At 36.2% G+C, this 17,805-nt stretch carries 21 protein-coding genes; 1 reads left to right on the forward strand and 20 read right to left on the reverse strand.

Annotated features, from left to right (window positions below; genetic code table 11):
- Window positions 1-2: 2 nt before the first annotated feature.
- From ACYVRA_RS14010 to ACYVRA_RS14100, 19 genes are all read right to left on the reverse strand, one after another.
- Window positions 3-188, reverse strand: coding sequence for a hypothetical protein (locus tag ACYVRA_RS14010; protein WP_461253342.1), 186 nt, complete (start codon window positions 186-188; stop codon window positions 3-5).
- A 22-nt stretch (window positions 189-210) separates the two neighbouring features.
- Window positions 211-702: a hypothetical protein gene (locus ACYVRA_RS14015; RefSeq protein WP_461253343.1), complete on the reverse strand. Its 492-nt coding sequence runs from the start codon at window positions 700-702 to the stop codon at window positions 211-213.
- A gap of 197 nt (window positions 703-899) precedes the next feature.
- Window positions 900-1,238, reverse strand: coding sequence for a hypothetical protein (locus ACYVRA_RS14020; protein WP_461253344.1), 339 nt, complete (start codon window positions 1,236-1,238; stop codon window positions 900-902).
- Between the two features lie 50 nt (window positions 1,239-1,288).
- Window positions 1,289-2,083 carry a PP2C family serine/threonine-protein phosphatase gene (locus ACYVRA_RS14025; protein WP_461253345.1) on the reverse strand — a complete coding sequence of 265 codons (795 nt, stop codon included), beginning with the start codon at window positions 2,081-2,083 and terminating at the stop codon, window positions 1,289-1,291.
- Window positions 2,077-2,847 carry a vWA domain-containing protein gene (locus ACYVRA_RS14030; RefSeq protein WP_461253346.1) on the reverse strand — a complete coding sequence of 257 codons (771 nt, stop codon included), beginning with the start codon at window positions 2,845-2,847 and terminating at the stop codon, window positions 2,077-2,079. The genes ACYVRA_RS14025 and ACYVRA_RS14030 overlap by 7 nt, the downstream gene beginning before the upstream one ends.
- Window positions 2,844-4,790 (reverse strand): protein kinase domain-containing protein, encoded by a 1,947-nt coding sequence (locus tag ACYVRA_RS14035; RefSeq protein ID WP_461253347.1) that lies wholly within the window; start codon window positions 4,788-4,790, stop codon window positions 2,844-2,846. The genes ACYVRA_RS14030 and ACYVRA_RS14035 overlap by 4 nt, the downstream gene beginning before the upstream one ends.
- 568 nt (window positions 4,791-5,358) lie before the next feature.
- Entirely contained in the window at window positions 5,359-5,895 is a 537-nt protein-coding gene (locus ACYVRA_RS14040; RefSeq protein WP_461253348.1) for a hypothetical protein, read from the reverse strand.
- A 109-nt stretch (window positions 5,896-6,004) separates the two neighbouring features.
- Window positions 6,005-6,217 carry a hypothetical protein gene (locus ACYVRA_RS14045; protein WP_461253349.1) on the reverse strand — a complete coding sequence of 71 codons (213 nt, stop codon included), beginning with the start codon at window positions 6,215-6,217 and terminating at the stop codon, window positions 6,005-6,007.
- Between the two features lie 22 nt (window positions 6,218-6,239).
- Window positions 6,240-6,746 carry a hypothetical protein gene (locus ACYVRA_RS14050; RefSeq protein WP_461253350.1) on the reverse strand — a complete coding sequence of 169 codons (507 nt, stop codon included), beginning with the start codon at window positions 6,744-6,746 and terminating at the stop codon, window positions 6,240-6,242.
- Window positions 6,747-6,822: 76 nt separating this feature from the next.
- Window positions 6,823-7,167: a hypothetical protein gene (locus ACYVRA_RS14055; protein WP_461253351.1), complete on the reverse strand. Its 345-nt coding sequence runs from the start codon at window positions 7,165-7,167 to the stop codon at window positions 6,823-6,825.
- Window positions 7,168-7,252: 85 nt separating this feature from the next.
- Window positions 7,253-7,588, reverse strand: a complete 336-nt coding sequence (locus tag ACYVRA_RS14060; RefSeq protein WP_461253352.1) for a hypothetical protein — start codon at window positions 7,586-7,588, stop codon at window positions 7,253-7,255.
- A 170-nt stretch (window positions 7,589-7,758) separates the two neighbouring features.
- Window positions 7,759-8,082 (reverse strand): hypothetical protein, encoded by a 324-nt coding sequence (locus tag ACYVRA_RS14065; protein WP_461253353.1) that lies wholly within the window; start codon window positions 8,080-8,082, stop codon window positions 7,759-7,761.
- Between the two features lie 45 nt (window positions 8,083-8,127).
- Complete coding sequence (locus ACYVRA_RS14070) at window positions 8,128-8,625, reverse strand: hypothetical protein (protein ID WP_461253354.1); 498 nt, start codon at window positions 8,623-8,625, stop codon at window positions 8,128-8,130.
- 116 nt (window positions 8,626-8,741) lie between these two features.
- Window positions 8,742-9,293 (reverse strand): hypothetical protein, encoded by a 552-nt coding sequence (locus ACYVRA_RS14075; protein WP_461253355.1) that lies wholly within the window; start codon window positions 9,291-9,293, stop codon window positions 8,742-8,744.
- 39 nt (window positions 9,294-9,332) lie between these two features.
- Window positions 9,333-9,683, reverse strand: coding sequence for a hypothetical protein (locus ACYVRA_RS14080; RefSeq protein WP_461253356.1), 351 nt, complete (start codon window positions 9,681-9,683; stop codon window positions 9,333-9,335).
- A gap of 666 nt (window positions 9,684-10,349) precedes the next feature.
- The gene (locus ACYVRA_RS14085) at window positions 10,350-10,508 is read right to left on the reverse strand and encodes a hypothetical protein (RefSeq protein WP_461253357.1); all 159 of its coding nucleotides are present in this window, start codon (window positions 10,506-10,508) and stop codon (window positions 10,350-10,352) included.
- 14 nt (window positions 10,509-10,522) lie between these two features.
- Window positions 10,523-11,584: a helix-turn-helix transcriptional regulator gene (locus ACYVRA_RS14090; RefSeq protein ID WP_461253358.1), complete on the reverse strand. Its 1,062-nt coding sequence runs from the start codon at window positions 11,582-11,584 to the stop codon at window positions 10,523-10,525.
- Window positions 11,585-11,959: 375 nt separating this feature from the next.
- The gene (locus ACYVRA_RS14095; protein ID WP_461253359.1) at window positions 11,960-13,612 is read right to left on the reverse strand and encodes an ATP-binding protein; all 1,653 of its coding nucleotides are present in this window, start codon (window positions 13,610-13,612) and stop codon (window positions 11,960-11,962) included.
- A gap of 60 nt (window positions 13,613-13,672) precedes the next feature.
- Window positions 13,673-14,302 carry a hypothetical protein gene (locus tag ACYVRA_RS14100; RefSeq protein WP_461253360.1) on the reverse strand — a complete coding sequence of 210 codons (630 nt, stop codon included), beginning with the start codon at window positions 14,300-14,302 and terminating at the stop codon, window positions 13,673-13,675.
- Between the two features lie 186 nt (window positions 14,303-14,488).
- Between ACYVRA_RS14100 and ACYVRA_RS14105 the strand changes: the two genes are divergently transcribed.
- Complete coding sequence (locus tag ACYVRA_RS14105) at window positions 14,489-15,220, forward strand: YczE/YyaS/YitT family protein (protein WP_461253361.1); 732 nt, start codon at window positions 14,489-14,491, stop codon at window positions 15,218-15,220.
- 270 nt (window positions 15,221-15,490) lie between these two features.
- Here the strand turns inward: ACYVRA_RS14105 and pbpC are convergent, their stop codons facing one another.
- Entirely contained in the window at window positions 15,491-17,800 is a 2,310-nt protein-coding gene (gene pbpC, locus ACYVRA_RS14110; protein WP_461253362.1) for a penicillin-binding protein 1C, read from the reverse strand.
- Window positions 17,801-17,805 lie beyond the last annotated feature (5 nt).

A 17,805-nucleotide genomic window follows, 5' to 3' on the forward strand; every position in this document is an offset into this window, starting at 1 on the left:
TACTATCTGATATGGCTTATTTCAATGCCTCCGTCTTCATTTTGACGGATTTGTTGAATCTCGCCGCAATTTTTGCAAATAACGGTAACATAAGCGGCCGCCCTCAGGGTATCCATAGAGAGTAAATATTTATTCCGACAATCTTCATTATCGCAAATTATTGTAATGGTTTCCTGTTCATCTTTCATATTATTCATCCTTATTATTGCGTTATGAATAAGTATTATATATTTCATTAAGTCTTTTTTCAATAGAATTTAATTCATTTTGTTTATTTATTATTCTGCTCTTTAGATTATTTTCTATTTCATTTAATATATTTTCAGCATTAAATTCTTGTCTAATATTTTTAATTCTTTTAATATAATTTTGATAAACTACCTGTGCGCCATTAAGATCTATAAAATGATGATTATTAGCTTCTACAGTTATTGCATTTGTATTTATTATTTCTAAAATCCCATTTAACCGGTCAATAAGCCTATCTGTATTATTTATTGTTTCTAGAGAAATATCATCTGTAATATTATTAATATTTGAATTATCTCCTTTATTTAATTGAAAAGGCTTACTCGCAAAAATGATTGCTTCATTAATCAATTCTTCCGCTTTTGCACATAAATTAAGACTGGTGATAAATAATTCATCAATGGACTGAGATTCCTGTAAAATCTGTTTGAAATTTTGATCTAATTTATTCATATTTTTTCCTATATAGGCATACCAATCCCATGAAGATTTTTCCTAACATATAACCTGTAATATTAATTCAGCAGCCGAAACATGCTTGAACAATATATACAGGCGCTTTTTATTTTAAATCCCTCGCTAGTATATGCTTATATTATAAGAAATTCACCATGTCATATAGCGACAGGGTGGAATTAATTTTCGAATAGTTATGTTTTAGTATTCCAATGATAGTGTCTTTTTACCGTGAATCTGCCGGAATCAATGTCATTTAAACTAAAATATGTTTTAATCAATTTAATAAGTTTTTCATCTTCTTCTAAACAATCCTCCCCAACCCAAATTCGAAAAATATTTTTTTCATAATTAACCCTGCCCCTTGGGACATCTTTAGGCATATCATATTCTGCGTGAACGCCTATAGGATCCAATCTTCCCGGTTTTAATAAATCTTCGTTGCTTATTTCCAATTCACCTTCGATTTTGATTATTTCAGTATAATCCTTAGAAAACCAAAATAAGCCTATCCGGGCGGCGTCTTTTTTCATTTAATTTATACTATTCCCTTTAATGATTTTAACCAGATATAATATTTTTGTCAATTTTTAATGCCTCTTATCATTCCCGCGATAGAAACGTCATCGCCAGAGCCTTTTTGCGTTAATTTTGGAAGCATATCCCTAAGCTGGATTTTCCCTTTTTGCAGGCCTTCGTCAAGAAAATTACGGTAGACGCTGGTGTAAAAATTGGCAAGATATTCATCATTTCCATTTATGGGAAACGAGTCATCAATCCCGTCGCTTCCCAAAAAGACGGCAAGCGGCAGGGTTTCGCTGTAATAATGACGGAAAAGAGCGCAAGCGTTTTCATCGCAAAGAGACGTTGTCCTATTTAGAAAACAGCGGTCGTCCCATGGGACAGGCTGAAGGACGGAATTATCTTCATTAATGATTACGCATTTTCCGTCCCCTATCTGAAGGGCGAACCAATAGCGTTCCGTCATAGCCGCGGCTAAAAGAGTTGTTCCGTAGGCTGTAACTGTTCCATTTTCAACCGGTTCTCGCTTTAAATCTTCTGTAATCGCTTCACGCCAACCGTCAACGATGCTCTTTTCAAGAGTTTTTAATTCAATGTCAGTAATTTGCTCTGTTTCACATAACACATCATCATGTATTTTGAGAAAATTATTTATTCGTTTAATAGTCTCTGTAGTCGCAAAACATGCTCCTCTTGCGCTTCTAAAATATTCGTCCGAGCCGTGGCCGTCCGCAACGGCTATAATCGCCGTTTTTTCCGTTTTTATACATACAGAAAAATCCTGACATTCTTTTCCTATTTGAATGTGTGACGCTCCCGTACAACTTTCGGCAAAAACGGAAATTTTGTCTACCATTCGGCGTCTCCGCTGTTTGTGGCTACCGCTTTTATTTCAGCTAACTGTTCGTTTAGTGCCGCTTGTTTTGCAGGCAGGCCTGTATTTGCGGGATCGGTGTTATTCGCCGTTGGCAAGGCCGAAGCAGATTTTACCGTATTAACTTGAACGCTTTTGCTCGCAACTTGAGAAGCGCGGACGGATACGAACTTTATCGTTTTTTTCAGCATTGCAGAATTATGCACTTCCAATACAGACTCCGTTGAACCTGTAAATTCCGCAAGGCGGCTTTTATTCGCGTCATCGCCTATCGCTACCGCCACTTTTATCGCAGCGTTAAACCACTTATTCTGTTTTAATTCCGCAAGCCCTCCGGCAAAATCGTCCGTCGGCTCGCCGTCGGAAAGCAGAAAAACGGCGGGGGCGTAAGAGCCAAAAGCGTCCTTCATAAAGGCCTTGGTTGACAATTTTTCGTTTAATTTCCTGAAGGCGTTTCCCATGGCGGTATTGCCGAAAGCGTCAAGGTAACGCCAAAGAAAACTGTCAACGGGAATCGGCCCTTCGCCCGTAATCCAGCTTGCGTTATCCGCAAATTCCAGCGCGGCGATTTTTACTTCCGCATCGGCGTTTTTTGCGGAAATGTCCTTTAATTCGGGCAGAACTTCCTCAATGGCGGCGTTCACGGCGCCGATTTTTGAACCGCTCATGCTTCCCGACGTGTCAATTAAGAAAAACAAAACAATTGATTTTCTTGGAATTGCCTCTACTGCGTCATTTAAACTCATTTTATCTCTCCTTTGGCGTTGCCAAATATTATTTGAGTACCCGCCTGAACGGGCACCGTTTTCCCGGAAGTTTTTGAAGTCTGTTTTCCGTTTGCGTCAATTCTCAGCCATGTTTTTTTTGATTTGTTTTTTATTTCAAAAGAGCCAGTGGCTTCGTTAAAAACCGTTTCGGCGGCTATGCTTCTAAAATCGTCGCTGTCAGGATTAATATGGCACTCGAATAATTTTGTACGCTCGTGTATCGCGACATTCATCTTTGGAAGAGTTATGTAATGCTCGAAACGCTGGATAGTTTTGCAGGCATGGCATGGCGTTTCCCTGGCGGGATCCGCAAAAAATATTTCGCCGCAGTTTTTACACTTGTAAATTTCACTGCGAAGGCGTATAAATATTTTCAGCCATTCTTTTTCGATTATGCGTTTGGAAGGATCGTTTAACGCAGTTTGACTAAAGGCTTCCATAAATTTTTCTCTGATATACGACGGATAAAGCGGCCAGCGTTTAGTAGAATTATTGTTAATGCCATGAACTGGCCCGTTTGACGTATCGTCCCTGTCAAAAATAAACAACGGCTCTTCCCCGTAAATTTTTCTCTCGATTTCTTCCGTCGTGCACGGTATATATGCGCGTTTTCCTTCAAGCGGATGATTGCCCATTAATAAAAGAAAAAGTATTACAGCGAGAGAATATTTATCCGTATGAACGCTTGGCAGGGCTTTTCCGATTACCACTTCGGGGGCCATATAGCGGCATTTTCCCGCGACACCGAGATTTTTCCCGTATTCCACGACATTATCGTTATCGCAAATTAACACTTCGCCGTTCTTTGGATTGACAAAAAAATTGCCGTCGTTTAAATCCTGATAACTGTAACCGGAATTGTGCAATTCCCTGAACGCTTCAATAATATAAAGCCCGGAATTTATCATTGCCGTAACGCTTGCGAATTTTTCTTTAGCCAGCAGGAAAAGGGAAAATTCCTTAAATTCTGGCGGGCATAAATCCATAATATAGCCGTAGCCTTTTTCCGTTTTTTCCGTTATATCCTGCGGCCATAAAAACGCGGCTGTGGGAGCGCCCTTATTGATATTGTTTTCAAGGTTTTGATAAAACTTAATCGAATTTTTAATAAAGTTATGGTGATAAAACTTAAAGGCTTTTATTTTACCGTTATACGACACCTTATATACGGTTCCTTGTCCGCCTTCGCCAAGTTTTTCAAGGATTTTAATTGTTTCGCCTTTTTTTGTTTTAAACGATGTCCCCATTTTCAAATCTTCCATAACGTTTCCCGGCCCGGTATCGCCTTTTTTTTTGCGGTTAATAATTGGTTTTTGTTTTACGGTTTTCAAATTTCTCATAATGGTTTTTACTCCTTCAAAATTTTCAACTTTTGGCAATTCATTCCACGTTTGCAGAATATTTTTTAAATGAATAGCCTCTTCCTTATACTCGCCGTTCAAGTAATCTAAAAAGGAGGCGAAAAAAGTCAACTTATCCTGCGATTCTATTCCATTTTTTTCGATAAAATCATTTAGTTTTTGAAAAAATTCACTGTCAAATATAACATCGCTATCTTGAGCCATTACGGATAAATCAATGGTCATTTTTTCATTATCTGAAACTATCCGGTTAATATTATTGATGAATTCCTTAAATTCCTCCTTGCTAATTATTTTCCCATTTGGCTGTAATCCAGCCCCTTCTACAACAAAATTGACGTTTGTTCCGTTAAAATTATTTACGATAATAACGCCTTCGAGATACACGTCAACTTCATTAAGCAGTTTTGCTTTTCCCGATCGAAAAGCCTGATTAAAATCATTTTTTTCCGAAAAACTATACCGGCAAAATCTCTTAAAAGGCGAATCAGGCCCCCCCTGCGTCCTAAAACCGATTTTTTGCCCTTGTTTCTTTGAAATTAAAATATCATTCAATTCCATATTTAATTTATAACGTTTTCACAGTGTCATATAGTGATATGGTGAAATGATTTATTTCCAGAATATCTCACACAAAGGAAGAGAAGATCACAAAGATGAATCAGGGGTTTTTGTTTGTTATCTTATCGTAAAATTTCAAGATCAGCTTGGAAACAATAATTCCTAATCCCCCTTTGTGAGCTTTGTACCTTGGTGATCTTTGTGTGAAGTCTTCTCGAACCATTGACAGATTAATATTAATTTGTTAATCTGTTAATAGGTTTTACGTGCGTCACCCGTAAAGTGACATGTGCCTGTAAAGCTTGGCCTCGCTGATGCAAATTGGTGTGGTTTTAAACCTTTTGGTAACGGCCGATTAGCTCTCGGACATACTATCAAAAGGCGTTAGGCTATCCTTTATTGGCTTTAGGGTAGCCTTTCTTATTGTTTAACGTATATAGTGTCACTTGGCGTTATTCTATTTTTGCGGTTATTTATTAGAACGAATTTTATTGCTCATTACAAAAATCTATAAATAATGTTTCGCAATTATATACTTACGTATACAAAATCTTCTAAAAAAAGTAGATTAAACTAGCTTTGGTAAATGATGTATATCTTCATTTGAATTTTTATTTGTAGTGTTGTCATGCAAATCATCAATTGATTGTGATACTTTATTTAAGAATATTTTAATATCGTCCAATTCATTTTGTGTATGATTTATTGCGATCTGAAGTCCCTGAAGCAATAAACTTGCATTATCTACATAACGATTTACATTGGCAACATTTAAAGAATTTTGAATATTAGCTTCATTGGCTCTTCTTAATTCTTCGATCAATTCTGGTCGAATCTCATCAAAAGCTTGACGAAATTCTATTATGGCATTTTCATATTTTCTAAGAGCTTCCTCAGTATTTAAAAACTTAATTGTTTCACTCATATCATTAGATTCTGAAATTCGAGTTAAAAAAAGACGCGCTTTTTTATGAAGTTTTGACAAACTTTGTTCATAGTCTTTAATGATAAGATTTTCAGCTTCTTCAATAGTGTCTTCAAAAAGCTTAATTAAACTTAAAGTAGAATCTTTTAAAACTTCTTCAAAAATTTTATTTTCTTTCATGCATATTCTCCTTGGAGATGAACTCTATTCATAATATAAGAAAACTTTCTTTAAGTCAATCAAATACATGCCTTTCAAAGAGTTCATTATGAAACAAGAATAGTTGGTTTTACATTCTTCTCTTTAAGTAAGCTCTGACAACATCCTCTAACTCAGAGCCGTAATCATCATCGTCTTCATATCGCTCCAAGATTTCCCTCACTATTTTCCGTTCATTTCTACCATAGTATTTAATGAGGTCTTCAATGTCATTTTGAATATCAAAGTAATCATTCTCAAAATCAAAATTTTCATTTTCAAATCTACCATCCCATGGTTTCAATGATACTTCCTTCAAAACCTCTTCAATTCCATATAAATAATCTCCTTTTGAATTTAGTATACGTGAGTATATAATTGCGTAATGTTTTAACTGTAAATTGTGGGTATTTGGGATTCCAAACATTTTTTTCTTCCAATAGATTAGATTCTCTAATTGTCGTAAAAGCGCCATCTAAACGGCCAAGAACATGGAATTTATTATTTGGAAATGAATGAATAATATCCATTGTTTTTTTATATTTCGCCTTTTTTATAGAAATAATGAGATATGAATTATCATTTATTTCTTCTTTAAATTCATCATAATTTTTTGTAAAAAATATAGGTATATTAAATTTATTATTTTCTTGTTGAATTTTTGTTTTTTCTTGTTTATCAACCCAACAAAGCATTCTTTTATATTTCATTTTCCACCTTAAAAAATGAAGGACCAGCAGGTAGAGAAAACTCTTAATAAAGAAAGCTCCGTCCCGCTTTCTTACCTGCTGCTTCCCTATTGGATGGCCTGAGTTCGGAAGTAAAGCCTTCATTTTATAATAACATATTTTTTCGGTTATGTAAACTGTAAAATTTAAATGATTAGACTTAAAAAGTGAGGGTAGTCAGTTATATGTGAGGGTATAATTGCGTAAATAAATCTTCTATACTTGTTGGAATTTTTGTATTAGGAAATTTTAAAATATTTGATTCTTTAAAAGTAAGCATATCATTATCAAGCCTATAAATAAAATGGAAAATTACTAAAGGATTATTTTCAATGATTTTTTTTATTTCATCATAATTTTTATCGATATTAACAACAGAACAAACAACAAAAAAATCAGGGGTTATAGACTTTGAAAACTCCTCAAGAGTCTCAACAATAATTTCATTTTTTTCACAATAATTTTGGTGTGTCTGTATTAATGTTTTTTCAATATCATCACTAATCCACCAAATGCTTTTCTTCATTTCTCACCTTCAATAATTAAATTAGATTAACCTAATAATCCTCAGGTTAACACATATTGTGTCAGAAACTCGGCATTACTAAGCCTTACAAGGATTTTAGTAATACCATTATATCTGTTTCATCACAAACCTTTACATTTTTTTCTGTCGCCCAATAAAATTCTTTTGGTAATGTACAAGGCGCATCATGTTCAACATACGCATAAAATGTTCTATTAGGATATTCAACTAATAAATTATTTAATTTCCTAAAATGCGTATTTGCTTTACGCCGTAATAATAACGAAATCGTATCAGGTTGAATTCCCTTTACGAAATCTTTAAAATTATTTACAAATACAAAATTTAAGTTATATCGTTTATTAAGCTTTTCAATGCGATTTTGTTCTCTTTTATTAACCCAAGCGACAATCTGTTTCATTTTTCTCCCTCAATAATTATATCAGATTAATCCAATAATCTTCCAAAAGTCAAGCCGCTTTTCTCACATACCGTCCCCACCGCCTGATTTGAGCGGTCAGTTATACGTTAAGATATAATTGCATTTTACAATAACAGTAACTGTTAATAACACTATATGCGTTAATCTGCTCATTTTTTCTCCTTTTCTTTTCCTTTTTTTATCACTTTTATTTCTTTTCCATCATATTCCCAAAAGAGCCAATCTATATTTTTATTTATCTTATTATGATCTACTTTTTCTATTCCATTTAAACTAAATTTGTAATCTATATTATTTTTAGAAATAACAATTTTCCATTCTGAACAACTCCAATAAAACGTTTTAATTTTTGTTTTGATTCTATCAATTAGGATCTTAATTTTTTCATCTGCGCCAAAAGCCGTTAATAAACTTTCAATATCTTCTTGTGATAATATCCTTGTTTCATGCCTAAGACTGATATTTATTTTCATAATTATACCCTCATGTATCACTTAATCGTTTCTTTCAATATAATATTAAATTTTATCCAAAGAAGAGTTAAGATTTACTATTACATTAGTATCTTTTGGAACATTGAAGTCATCAAGAATAAATTGAGCATTTTCTTCTCTATTATTTTTCATAAATGTTCCGCCAAAAATAGTATAGGTTTTTGTTTCCGGTTCCCAAAGATTAAAACCTCTATTAAATGTTCTATTTATTTCATACTGATTTTCTTCTGTAACTATTGCGCCTATCTCATTAGAATATTTTTTAATAATATCAATATGGCGCGGCAGTTTTGTTAAAGGGGCATTTATATCTACCTTTATTGAAAAATAATCATTTGTATCGGTGTAAAGCCAAACACCTATAGAAAAATTATCGGTTTCACTTGAAAAATCAAATTTACTCGCGCTTTCTCTTATTATAAACAGGCGATTAGTTTGATAAATAGCTTCTGATAAAAGACTTTTATTGGATATCGTTGTAAATCCAATAAAACCTTGTTCAGAAAAATCATATAATTTCATATATTTCCTATATTATATCAGAAATATTCCAAATATTCAAGAAATTACTGTATACAAAACCGTGATACGTGAGGGTATAATTGAATATTTTTATAAATTTACTTGTGTTTGAAAATCTATTCTTTAGAATTAAATAAAGTTACCATTAATTCATCTATTGGAATTAATATTTCTTGAGAATCTATTTCTATATAATTTGTAAAAGGAGTATTTACAGAACTGTTTGTAAGAACCGTCCTAACGATTAATAATATTTTGTTTATAGCATTTAATTCAGAATTAATAAATTCTTGAATTAATATTTTGTCTTCTCCGATTGTTTTTAATAGTCTTTCATTAAGTACTCGTAGTCCATTTATTGCTTGTTGACGATAAGCTGGAAAACTTTCTAAATAAGAAAAATTATATGTAGACTTTAAAAATAATTCATTTTCATAATATTTAGTTAATTCTTTATTATATACATTAGAATTTTTTATTAATTCATTTAAATTTGATATTGCCGCTTCTGTTATTCTCCTATATCCATTTTTTTCACATAATTCATTAATTAATTCCATTTCTATAATATTTTCAGCTTTATTGAGTAAAAATAATAAGTCCCTGTAGCTTTGAGCCATATCTTTGAATGTATCATTTGTTATTGTCATTTCTTTCATTATTTTCATTAGTGCATCCGCGTTGATATTCCGCGTTTTTGAAAAATACTATCTATAATCACCATTTGCTTCAAGCAATAATTCTTCTATGTCATAGGGAATACTTACGGCATTTTCTTCATCTAAGATTTCAAATTCTTCCGGTGAAAATCCTTCGCCGTCAAGATGGCCAATAAAATGAAATTTATATTGTTTGAAATTTTCTAATAAAGATTTTAATTCGTCAAATTCATTTTTTGCCTTTAAAATAGATAAAACAATATAATCTTTTTCATTTAAATAATCCTTAAAAGAATTATAATCTTCCACAAAAATGAGAGGAAATTGATTATTAACAAATTTCTCTATTTCTTCTCTTTCCTGTGAATTAACAAAGCAAAACATTCTTTTATACTTCATTTTCGCCCCTCATAAATAATATCATGATGTTATTTTTAATTCAATAATTTCCTATTATTTTCATCTGCGTCTTCAATACTGGATAAGTGTTCTCCATAACAGGTAATTATTAATGTAAATTTCTTGGATTCCATATACGCCTCTTATAATAAATCGTGAAGGTATTATAACTCTTTATTTTATTTTGCCTGTGATAGAAATTCCGTAAATTCATTTGTGCCATTTTTTATTTTATTACGTAAATTATATTTCACCTTATTTTTCCTTCTTATTTATAATATAAGAATTAATTGAAAATGGCAAAGTATACGTGAAGTATAATTGCGAATTTTTATACTTAAATTTGACCATAGTGATCAGACTCCTTATTATTCATTAATAGGCATACCAATCCCATAAGAATGTTTCCCAGCATATACCCTGTAATATTAATTCAGCAGCCGAAACGTACTTGAACAATATATACAGGCGTTTTTAGTTATGATCATTTTCTAGCGTATACTTATAATATAAGAACTTCACCGTGTCATATAGCGACAGGGTGAAAAAATGTTAAAAGGCTGATTTTTCTTGTATTCTTATCGTGAAATTCACAAGTCTAGTCCTCGGACAATAATCCCCTCTTCCTTTGTGAGTATTCTTTTCAGAAATATTTTTATGCGTTTTTTAGCTTCTTCTAAAAACTTCAAAAAACTTATTCTTGTCTTCCTCATTTTTAATCTGTTTAATTACCAGTTTTTTGTCAAAGGTAACATCCTCAATGTCTTTTTCTGTCAAAGGTTCTTTAGTTTTTTCAATATACTCTTCCTTAGTTTCTTTCTTCATTTTATACCCTCCCTTTACTGACCCTTGGCGATTTTTGCCATCTCGCCGACTATTGACTTCCAAATATCCACAAACATTTTCGGAGCTATGGGACGCGCGTAAGAGCCTTGCGAAAGCGTCCATTCCAAAACTTTTTCAAACTGGTTGCTTGTAAATGACAATTTTATCCCGTCTTTTGTTTTTTGTATTTTTTGATCTTCCGCCCATTGGCGCTCTTTTATCCACCTTGTGTCGCCCGTAATTTCTATTACAAATTTATTTGTCTGCGCCCCCTTGTATATGCCAAAATAACTTATGCCTTCCATACTGCGGTAATCAAAATCTTTTTTAATCGTAAATGTTTCAGCTTTTAGGGCGACATTATTCATTCTCGCGACCGCAAACAACCTTAAATCTTTTCTGTCCACGTCAAAGGCGTACATATACCAGTTACTGCGGTCAAAAATTAGCTGATATGGATGAACGCGGCGCACATCAATTTTTTGTTTTGGTGTTTTTTCCCTGGTGTAAAGCCTTTTGGCGTCGGCATCTTCATAGTTAAAAGTAATTACTTTATTTTCCCTAAGGCTTATCACGATGTTATTCCATATTTCTCCGTTTACGGGGGCCGAAGCCGTTTTAGGGATTATAATGCGGTTAAGAAACCATCCGGCATTTTGTTCGCAATGAAGCGGAGTTAAAATATTTTCCAGAAGATTTAAGGCTGCTTCGTGTATGGGGGTATTATTGTATAAATCTAGGAGGTTTTTCGCCATGCCTAAAGCCAGCAAATCGTCTGCTGTGGCGTAGGCGGCGGGAAGCCTGAATGTCTTCTCGGTATAGTAAAAACCTTTTTTGTAAAAGTCATATTCGATGGGCGCGTTCATCATGTCGCGCATATAGGCTATGTCGCGGTTAATGCTGGACAAACTGGCCTCATATTTTTTTGCCAGCTCTGGCGCGTTTGGATATTTACCCGACGCAATTTCACGGTCAATAAAGTAAAGCCGTGGAAGGGCGGTCTTGGGAAGAGTCTTTCTTGGTTTCATATCCAAATTATACACCATAGTTGAATCGTCTAACAAGTTCATAATCATATTTTATTTATACTAAATTTACCATGTCATAAAGTGATATAGTGAAATAATCGATGGAACATTTTTTTGTTTTCACCATGTCGGTATTTGACATGGTGAATTACGTATAATTATATTATAGAAAGATTTTGATAAACTTGAAAAGTTTGACAAGGAATTAATTTTCTTATATTATATAAAAAGCGACGCTGATGGGTTAAGGCAGTCTGGTATTCAAGAACCGGCAGTACAGGGCTTTCCTCCATTGGGTCCTAGGTGTTAATCGTAGTACCTTATAGAACGATTCACGAGAATCGGACTTTGGTGTTCTAGCCGGGTGAATGTTTCCGGGTCCGGATTCTCTCTTTTTATTTCTTGTTAATTCCTTAGCAAATTTTAAAACCCAATTCTTTTGGTCGTGTTTTCATACAATTCTTCCCCGCAAAATGTTTCAAGGGAATGAATATCTGCTTTGGTACCTTTTAGAATAAATGAAACCGCGCTCTTTCGGGCTATGTTTTCTATCTGACCGCCTGAAAAATCATATTTTGTAGCAAGGCGCTGGGCGTCGGAATCGGTGAGGTCGGGGATAAAATTTTGCCACATCAGTTTTTTTGATTCAATGTCGGGTTTGTCAAAATTGATTTTATAGAGGAAACGGCGTTCAAACGCCTTGTCAAAATTGGAAGTCATGTTGGTGGTGGCGATTAGAATTCCGTTCAGGTTTTCCATTTCCTGCAGGATGATGTTTTGTATCGCGTTCTCTGTTTGATCGGGGCCGCTGCGGGACTTTGAAAGTTCACGGCGTTTCCCAAGAACAGCGTCCGCTTCGTTAAAGAGAAGTATTGGAATTAGACCATCGTCTTTTACAATTCCCCTGTAACGGTCAAAAACCGCTTTAATGCGCTTTTCGCTTTCCCCAAACCACATGCTTTTAGTTTCGGAAATATTGACAAGCATTATATCCCTGCCTGTTTCACGGGCAATTTGGTAAGCGGTCTCCGTTTTTCCGGTTCCCGGCGGGCCTGAAAAAATACAGGCAAACCCGGTTCTCATGCCGCTCTCTCCTAGACGTTTTTGAATTCCGGAAAAATTTTCAACGCGAAGCAGTTCCGTCAACTCTTCGATACGGCTTCTGATTTTTTCATTGTAAAAAAGTTTCTTTACGGAAATGTTTTCCGCGCGGATAAAATCCTTTCCCTTGTGTTTTAATTTATCCTTAAGATCAAAATCGGAAAGAAATTCGTCTTTTGCCTTTTGAGTGAGCCGAATATAATTCGTGTCCGCCATGCCGTTATCAAATTCATACTCAACCAGCCCTTTTTGCATAAGTTTAAGTTCTCTTGATTTGAAAAGTTTTCTGAATTGGTTCATCTTTGAGAATCCAAAAATTCCACGCAGTATTCCCCAAAAATTATTCTGTTCGATTGACTCATTATCATTACACAGCAAATCACAGCAGAAAATAAACATAAGCATTACAGAGTCTTCTCCCAGATCATATTCGGCCTTTTTCTTTACAAAGCAAATATTTTTATTGCCCTCTAAAAGAAATTTTATTTCTTCATTTAGATCATCAATGTCCATTTCATCATCTGATACGGCGCTTATCATTTCATTGACGCAGTCAAAAAATTCTTCCGGGTTGAGGTTTTCTTTTTCTTTGTTAAAATTACATTCAACGCCCTTGCGGATCGCGTTAATTACATTCTTGGGGATGATGTATTTTGATCCTCTGTTCCTGTGGCCTGAGTAATCCGATACTTTCGTTTCCCTGATTAATTTCATCTTTTTTAGGATGTCAATATCATCCATATATCTGAGAAGTTGCATTTTACCGCATTTTAAAGTCTCGTCAATAGTGTCCATTGTAAAGATGTCGTTGTAATTTTCAAATACGACTGAGAAAAGCGCGGCTTGTTTTACGGTAATGTGCAGCAGGTTACACACGGCGTCCAGATGTTCCTTCGCGTTGTCAAAGAAAGCGTTGGTAAAATTGTATTCCTTTACCAGTTCAATAATTTTTTCCAAATGATCTATCATATTCATATTATTTTTATACTCCTTTTACAGTGTCATATAGTGATATGGTGAAATAATAAGATAATTTTAATGCTCATTATTATCTTTATTATCCTTTCTTTTAACTTTTTTTTCTTTTAATTTTTCCCATTCCTCCCATTCAGGATTATACATAACAGGCCATGCGAGGCTATTATTTAACCACATATCAAAATTCATTATAAAACCAAATTCCGCGCCAAAATTATTTAATGAATTGCCATTTTTCTCATCTTCCATATACATATCACACATTTTCAAAATAGCTTCAATTTCAGATGGTTTATTATCTTCTAAAAAATGTAATTTCCATTCCTCTTCTTTTTGTTTCATTAAAATATCATATTCGGTTATATATTCAGATTCAGGTGATTCATCAACAAAATATACGCTGGAAAAATCATTTAAGACATCCATAATCTTTTTCTTTTGTTCTTCTGTTAATTTCTGCAACTCCTTTTTTGATTCAGTCTTTTTTTCAGCAGGTTTTTCCATAGGATTTGAATTTATTTCATTAAAAAAATCCTCGTCTTTTTTTTCTTTTTGATGTTGTTCAATTTTCTTCCTCATTTCGTCAGTTATAATTATCATAAAAATCTTCCTCCTTATTCCAGTTAATATATAAGAAATTTTAAAAATGCTCAATGTTTTTTTGCCCTTTGTTACTTTAATTATCATATTTTCACCATGTCATAGAGTGATATGGTTAATTAATCGGGAAAATATTATGCGATTTTCACTATGTCATTATTTGACATGGTGAAATGCGGATAAAATGTAATTATAACCGTATTCTATATGTGTTGATGAAGTAAGTAAAATGATTTAAAATAGAGAAATTATTGAATAATCAATAATAACACTATGAAAATTAACATTAAAACCGCAATTAAAGAAAATTTTCTCAATACCCAGTTCATCAGACGCGTGGCGCTCTGTCTTCTGGGAAACTTTGTGCTTGCTTTTGGCGTGGCAATGGCGGTGAAAGCCGATTTGGGAATTACCCCCGTCAATTCAATCGCCTTTGTTCTGAGTAAGGTTCTTTCTCTGGATCATGGCTTAATGACCGGCGTCATATACGCTAGTTATGTGCTGATTCAATTAGCGATACTAAGAAGGGAATTCCGCGTCAATAACCTTTTGCAGGCGGGAGCAGCCATTATATTTGGCTGGTTTGTCTTTCTCTGTAACCATATCCTAGCGTTTCCAGTTCCGCGATTTTATCCAATACGGCTCTTATTCCTGCTGGCCGGAATAAGCATAATCGGTCTTGGCATAATGCTTTATTTGAGGGCCGATTTTATACCCCAGCCGGCTGAAGGGCTTATACTGGCGATTCAAAAAAAGACCGGATGGAAACTGCACAATATCAAAGTCGCTTTCGATTCTTCAGTTGTCGTTATAGCAGCGGCGCTCTCCTTCATCATTATAAAAAAAATTGTTGGCATCAGGGAAGGAACTCTCATCTCGATGATCGGTATAGGCAAATGCCTGGGCTTTTTTACCAATCATCTCGGCGGTAAGATTGACGCTCTTTTCAAGCTCTCCAAGAAAAGCGTTACGGAAAACGTTACGGAGCCGGTTACAACATCATAAACTAAAACTAATATTCTTTAACATCTAAATATTTACAAAAAGACCTCACGCAGAGGCGCAAAGGCGCAGAGTTCCTGTCCGATAACCTATTATTAATCAAGATATATAATTTTAACTACAAATCTTGAAGGAAAAACGGTGATCCTACGAACAACAACTCTGCGTTCTTTGCGCCTTCGCGTCTTTGCGAGAGATTCTTTGTATTGGCTTGCCTGACCATTCTAGAGTGGTCAGGTGAATGTGGTTAGTGGTAAAATTCATCGTCACTTATCACTTGCTGTCCAACACCGTAAAACGCCTAACTATCATATTGCCGCTTGAATCGACAAGGGTTAGCATGCGCGGGCCGGGCAAAGGGCGGGCTTCCATTTCGTGAAAAGTTTGCGTGTAACCGAGGAATGTACCGTCAAGATGCCAATAAATTATTTCTGTTTCATTGCGGTGGGCGGCGGAAAAGACTATTTTGCCCTCCCTGTTGTCCAATTCCCGTGGAACATATACTTGACTGTCAGGTTCGGGATTAAAAAGGGCAAGCACTCCCTCGCCGCTGTTTGATAAATCTTTTGAATTTAAATATGGCGGCAGGGGTTTATAATCAAGATTCCAGCGGCGGAAATACCATTCCTCAGCGGGAGGAAGAACGAACCACTTTTTTTCAACCGCCGCGGTAAAAACGCCGGGTTTAAGAACGATACGATGGGTAAGAGTCTCGTCTAAAATTATCGTTTGACAAAAACGGCATGGCTTGGCGGCAGGGGCGTTTTTGGGTATGTCAACATATTTTATGTTAGCGCAATTAACGGAAGCCGGAAAACCTGAAGACGCGCATACTTCAACCTGCCGCAGTTCGGTTGTAGGTTTGTTAAACCACACATTACGATTTCCGCCGAGGGAATTAAGAACTGAAAAAATTTCAAAGAGTACCGGCGCTGAGGTTACGGCGCTTCGCAACTCCGGCCTTCCCTCGCCTGACGCGTTCCCTATCCAAACGCCTACCGTCCATTCGGGCGTTACGCCAATAGCCCACGCGTCACGAAAACCGTAGCTTGTCCCCGTTTTCCATGCAATGTGCCTCGCCCCGGCGTATTCGCGCCAAATAGCCTCCTCTCCCGGACGCGCCGCGTTTACCAAAGCTTCTAAAGTGAGCCATGCCGCCCCGCAAGAAATTAATGACTCAGTTGTGGAGTAAGAGGCGGCTGTCTTTCCAAGGTTAGCGTAAAGTTTTGTTATTTCATAAAGAGTGACTTCCGCGCCGCCAAGAATTAAAGGAAGACCGTACTCATTGCCGGGGCGAAAGAGGGTTGTAAGCCCCAATGAACGAAGAAATTGGGCGAATCTTTCAACGCCGAAAATTCGCAGGGAACGTGCGGCGGGAACATTTAAGGAACGCGCCAAAGCCTCATCTGCGGGAACCACTCCCAAATAATTACGGCTCATGTTTTCGGGGCTGAAACTTCCAATCCTAGTAGGGATGTCACTTACCAAAGACGATGGGAGTATGTCCCCCGAATCAAGCATGGCGGCATATAGAAAAGGTTTTAACAAACTTCCCGAACTGCGCCGTGAAGACGCAATATCTACATCGGGGGCATGGAGCGTATTCGTATTGCCCACATAAGCCGCTATTTCGCCTGTTTGCGTGTTAAGCACAACGCAGGCGCCGTTAAAAATTCCATTCAGCGCATAACGGTCTGACGCGCGGTTTAGGATTTCCGTTACACGCAATTGTATGCCGCGATTTATCGAAGTGGCAAAGGCGGCGGATTTTTTTAATGTAGAGTTTTTTTTTGCTTCTAAAACAAGCCTGTCAAGCAGATGAGGGGCAAGGCGCGGCAGGGGGAGCGGCTCTCCGGGTAGCGGTTCCGCTGCGCTGAGGGCGAGAGTTTCTTCATCAAAACAGCCTTTTTTAAAAAGTTTATTTAAGAGCGAATCTCTTTTTGCTTTTAAGGCTTCGCGGTTGCGTCCCGGGTGAATAAGAGCGGGGCTGTTTGGAAGCGTCGCCAGAACAGCCGCTTCCGCCCATGAAAGATCGTTTGAACTTCTGCCAAACCAACGCCACGCGGCGGCTTCCAAACCCACTACATTCGCCCCAAAGGGAGCGTTAGCTGAATAGAGGGCAAGAATTTTGTTTTTTGAATTTCCCGCCTCAAGCCTGACAGCCAGATACGCTTCTATAAACTTTTCAAATAAAGTCCTTTTACGCGCCCCTCTTGCAAGGCGTATCGTTTGCATGGTGATTGTAGAACCGCCAGATATTACCCTTTTAGCGCGAATGTTCTGATACGCAGCGCGCGCGATTGCCAAAGGATCAACGCCAAAGTGTCTATGGAATCTGCGATCTTCAGTTTCGATTAACGCAAGAGTGAATTTTTCGTTTACTTTTTCCGTGCCGGGAAAACGCCATTGGCCGTCCGATGCGACCCGCGCTCCAAGCAAGTTTCCTTCGCTGTCAAAAAGCACGGGCGAATAGGGAACGTCAAAAAGAGGGCGTGGCAAAGAAAAAATAAACGCAAGCAGGAGAACAACCGCTCCCGCTACGATAATCAGGCGCTTTTTTGTAACATACTTTAATACTCTCACAAACG

Source organism: Treponema sp. R8-4-B8 (assembly GCF_054786175.1).

Bases quoted from the DNA above. Each gene is read 5' to 3' on its own strand.
- ACYVRA_RS14060 (WP_461253352.1), bottom strand. From the start codon at position 7,588: ATGAAACAGATTGTCGCTTGGGTTAATAAAAGAGAACAAAATCGCATT.
- ACYVRA_RS14020 (WP_461253344.1), bottom strand. From the start codon at position 1,238: ATGAAAAAAGACGCCGCCCGGATAGGCTTATTTTGGTTTTCTAAGGAT.
- ACYVRA_RS14015 (WP_461253343.1), bottom strand. From the start codon at position 702: ATGAATAAATTAGATCAAAATTTCAAACAGATTTTACAGGAATCTCAG.
- ACYVRA_RS14055 (WP_461253351.1), bottom strand. From the start codon at position 7,167: ATGAAGAAAAGCATTTGGTGGATTAGTGATGATATTGAAAAAACATTA.
- ACYVRA_RS14100 (WP_461253360.1), bottom strand. From the start codon at position 14,302: ATGATAATTAAAGTAACAAAGGGCAAAAAAACATTGAGCATTTTTAAA.
- ACYVRA_RS14040 (WP_461253348.1), bottom strand. From the start codon at position 5,895: ATGAAAGAAAATAAAATTTTTGAAGAAGTTTTAAAAGATTCTACTTTA.
- ACYVRA_RS14090 (WP_461253358.1), bottom strand. From the start codon at position 11,584: ATGATTATGAACTTGTTAGACGATTCAACTATGGTGTATAATTTGGAT.
- ACYVRA_RS14080 (WP_461253356.1), bottom strand. From the start codon at position 9,683: ATGAAGTATAAAAGAATGTTTTGCTTTGTTAATTCACAGGAAAGAGAA.
- ACYVRA_RS14065 (WP_461253353.1), bottom strand. From the start codon at position 8,082: ATGAAAATAAATATCAGTCTTAGGCATGAAACAAGGATATTATCACAA.
- ACYVRA_RS14025 (WP_461253345.1), bottom strand. From the start codon at position 2,083: ATGGTAGACAAAATTTCCGTTTTTGCCGAAAGTTGTACGGGAGCGTCA.
- ACYVRA_RS14095 (WP_461253359.1), bottom strand. From the start codon at position 13,612: ATGAATATGATAGATCATTTGGAAAAAATTATTGAACTGGTAAAGGAA.
- ACYVRA_RS14030 (WP_461253346.1), bottom strand. From the start codon at position 2,847: ATGAGTTTAAATGACGCAGTAGAGGCAATTCCAAGAAAATCAATTGTT.
- ACYVRA_RS14085 (WP_461253357.1), bottom strand. From the start codon at position 10,508: ATGAAGAAAGAAACTAAGGAAGAGTATATTGAAAAAACTAAAGAACCT.
- ACYVRA_RS14010 (WP_461253342.1), bottom strand. From the start codon at position 188: ATGAAAGATGAACAGGAAACCATTACAATAATTTGCGATAATGAAGAT.
- ACYVRA_RS14105 (WP_461253361.1), top strand. From the start codon at position 14,489: ATGAAAATTAACATTAAAACCGCAATTAAAGAAAATTTTCTCAATACC.
- ACYVRA_RS14070 (WP_461253354.1), bottom strand. From the start codon at position 8,625: ATGAAATTATATGATTTTTCTGAACAAGGTTTTATTGGATTTACAACG.
- ACYVRA_RS14035 (WP_461253347.1), bottom strand. From the start codon at position 4,790: ATGGAATTGAATGATATTTTAATTTCAAAGAAACAAGGGCAAAAAATC.
- ACYVRA_RS14050 (WP_461253350.1), bottom strand. From the start codon at position 6,746: ATGAAGGCTTTACTTCCGAACTCAGGCCATCCAATAGGGAAGCAGCAG.
- ACYVRA_RS14075 (WP_461253355.1), bottom strand. From the start codon at position 9,293: ATGAAAATAATGAAAGAAATGACAATAACAAATGATACATTCAAAGAT.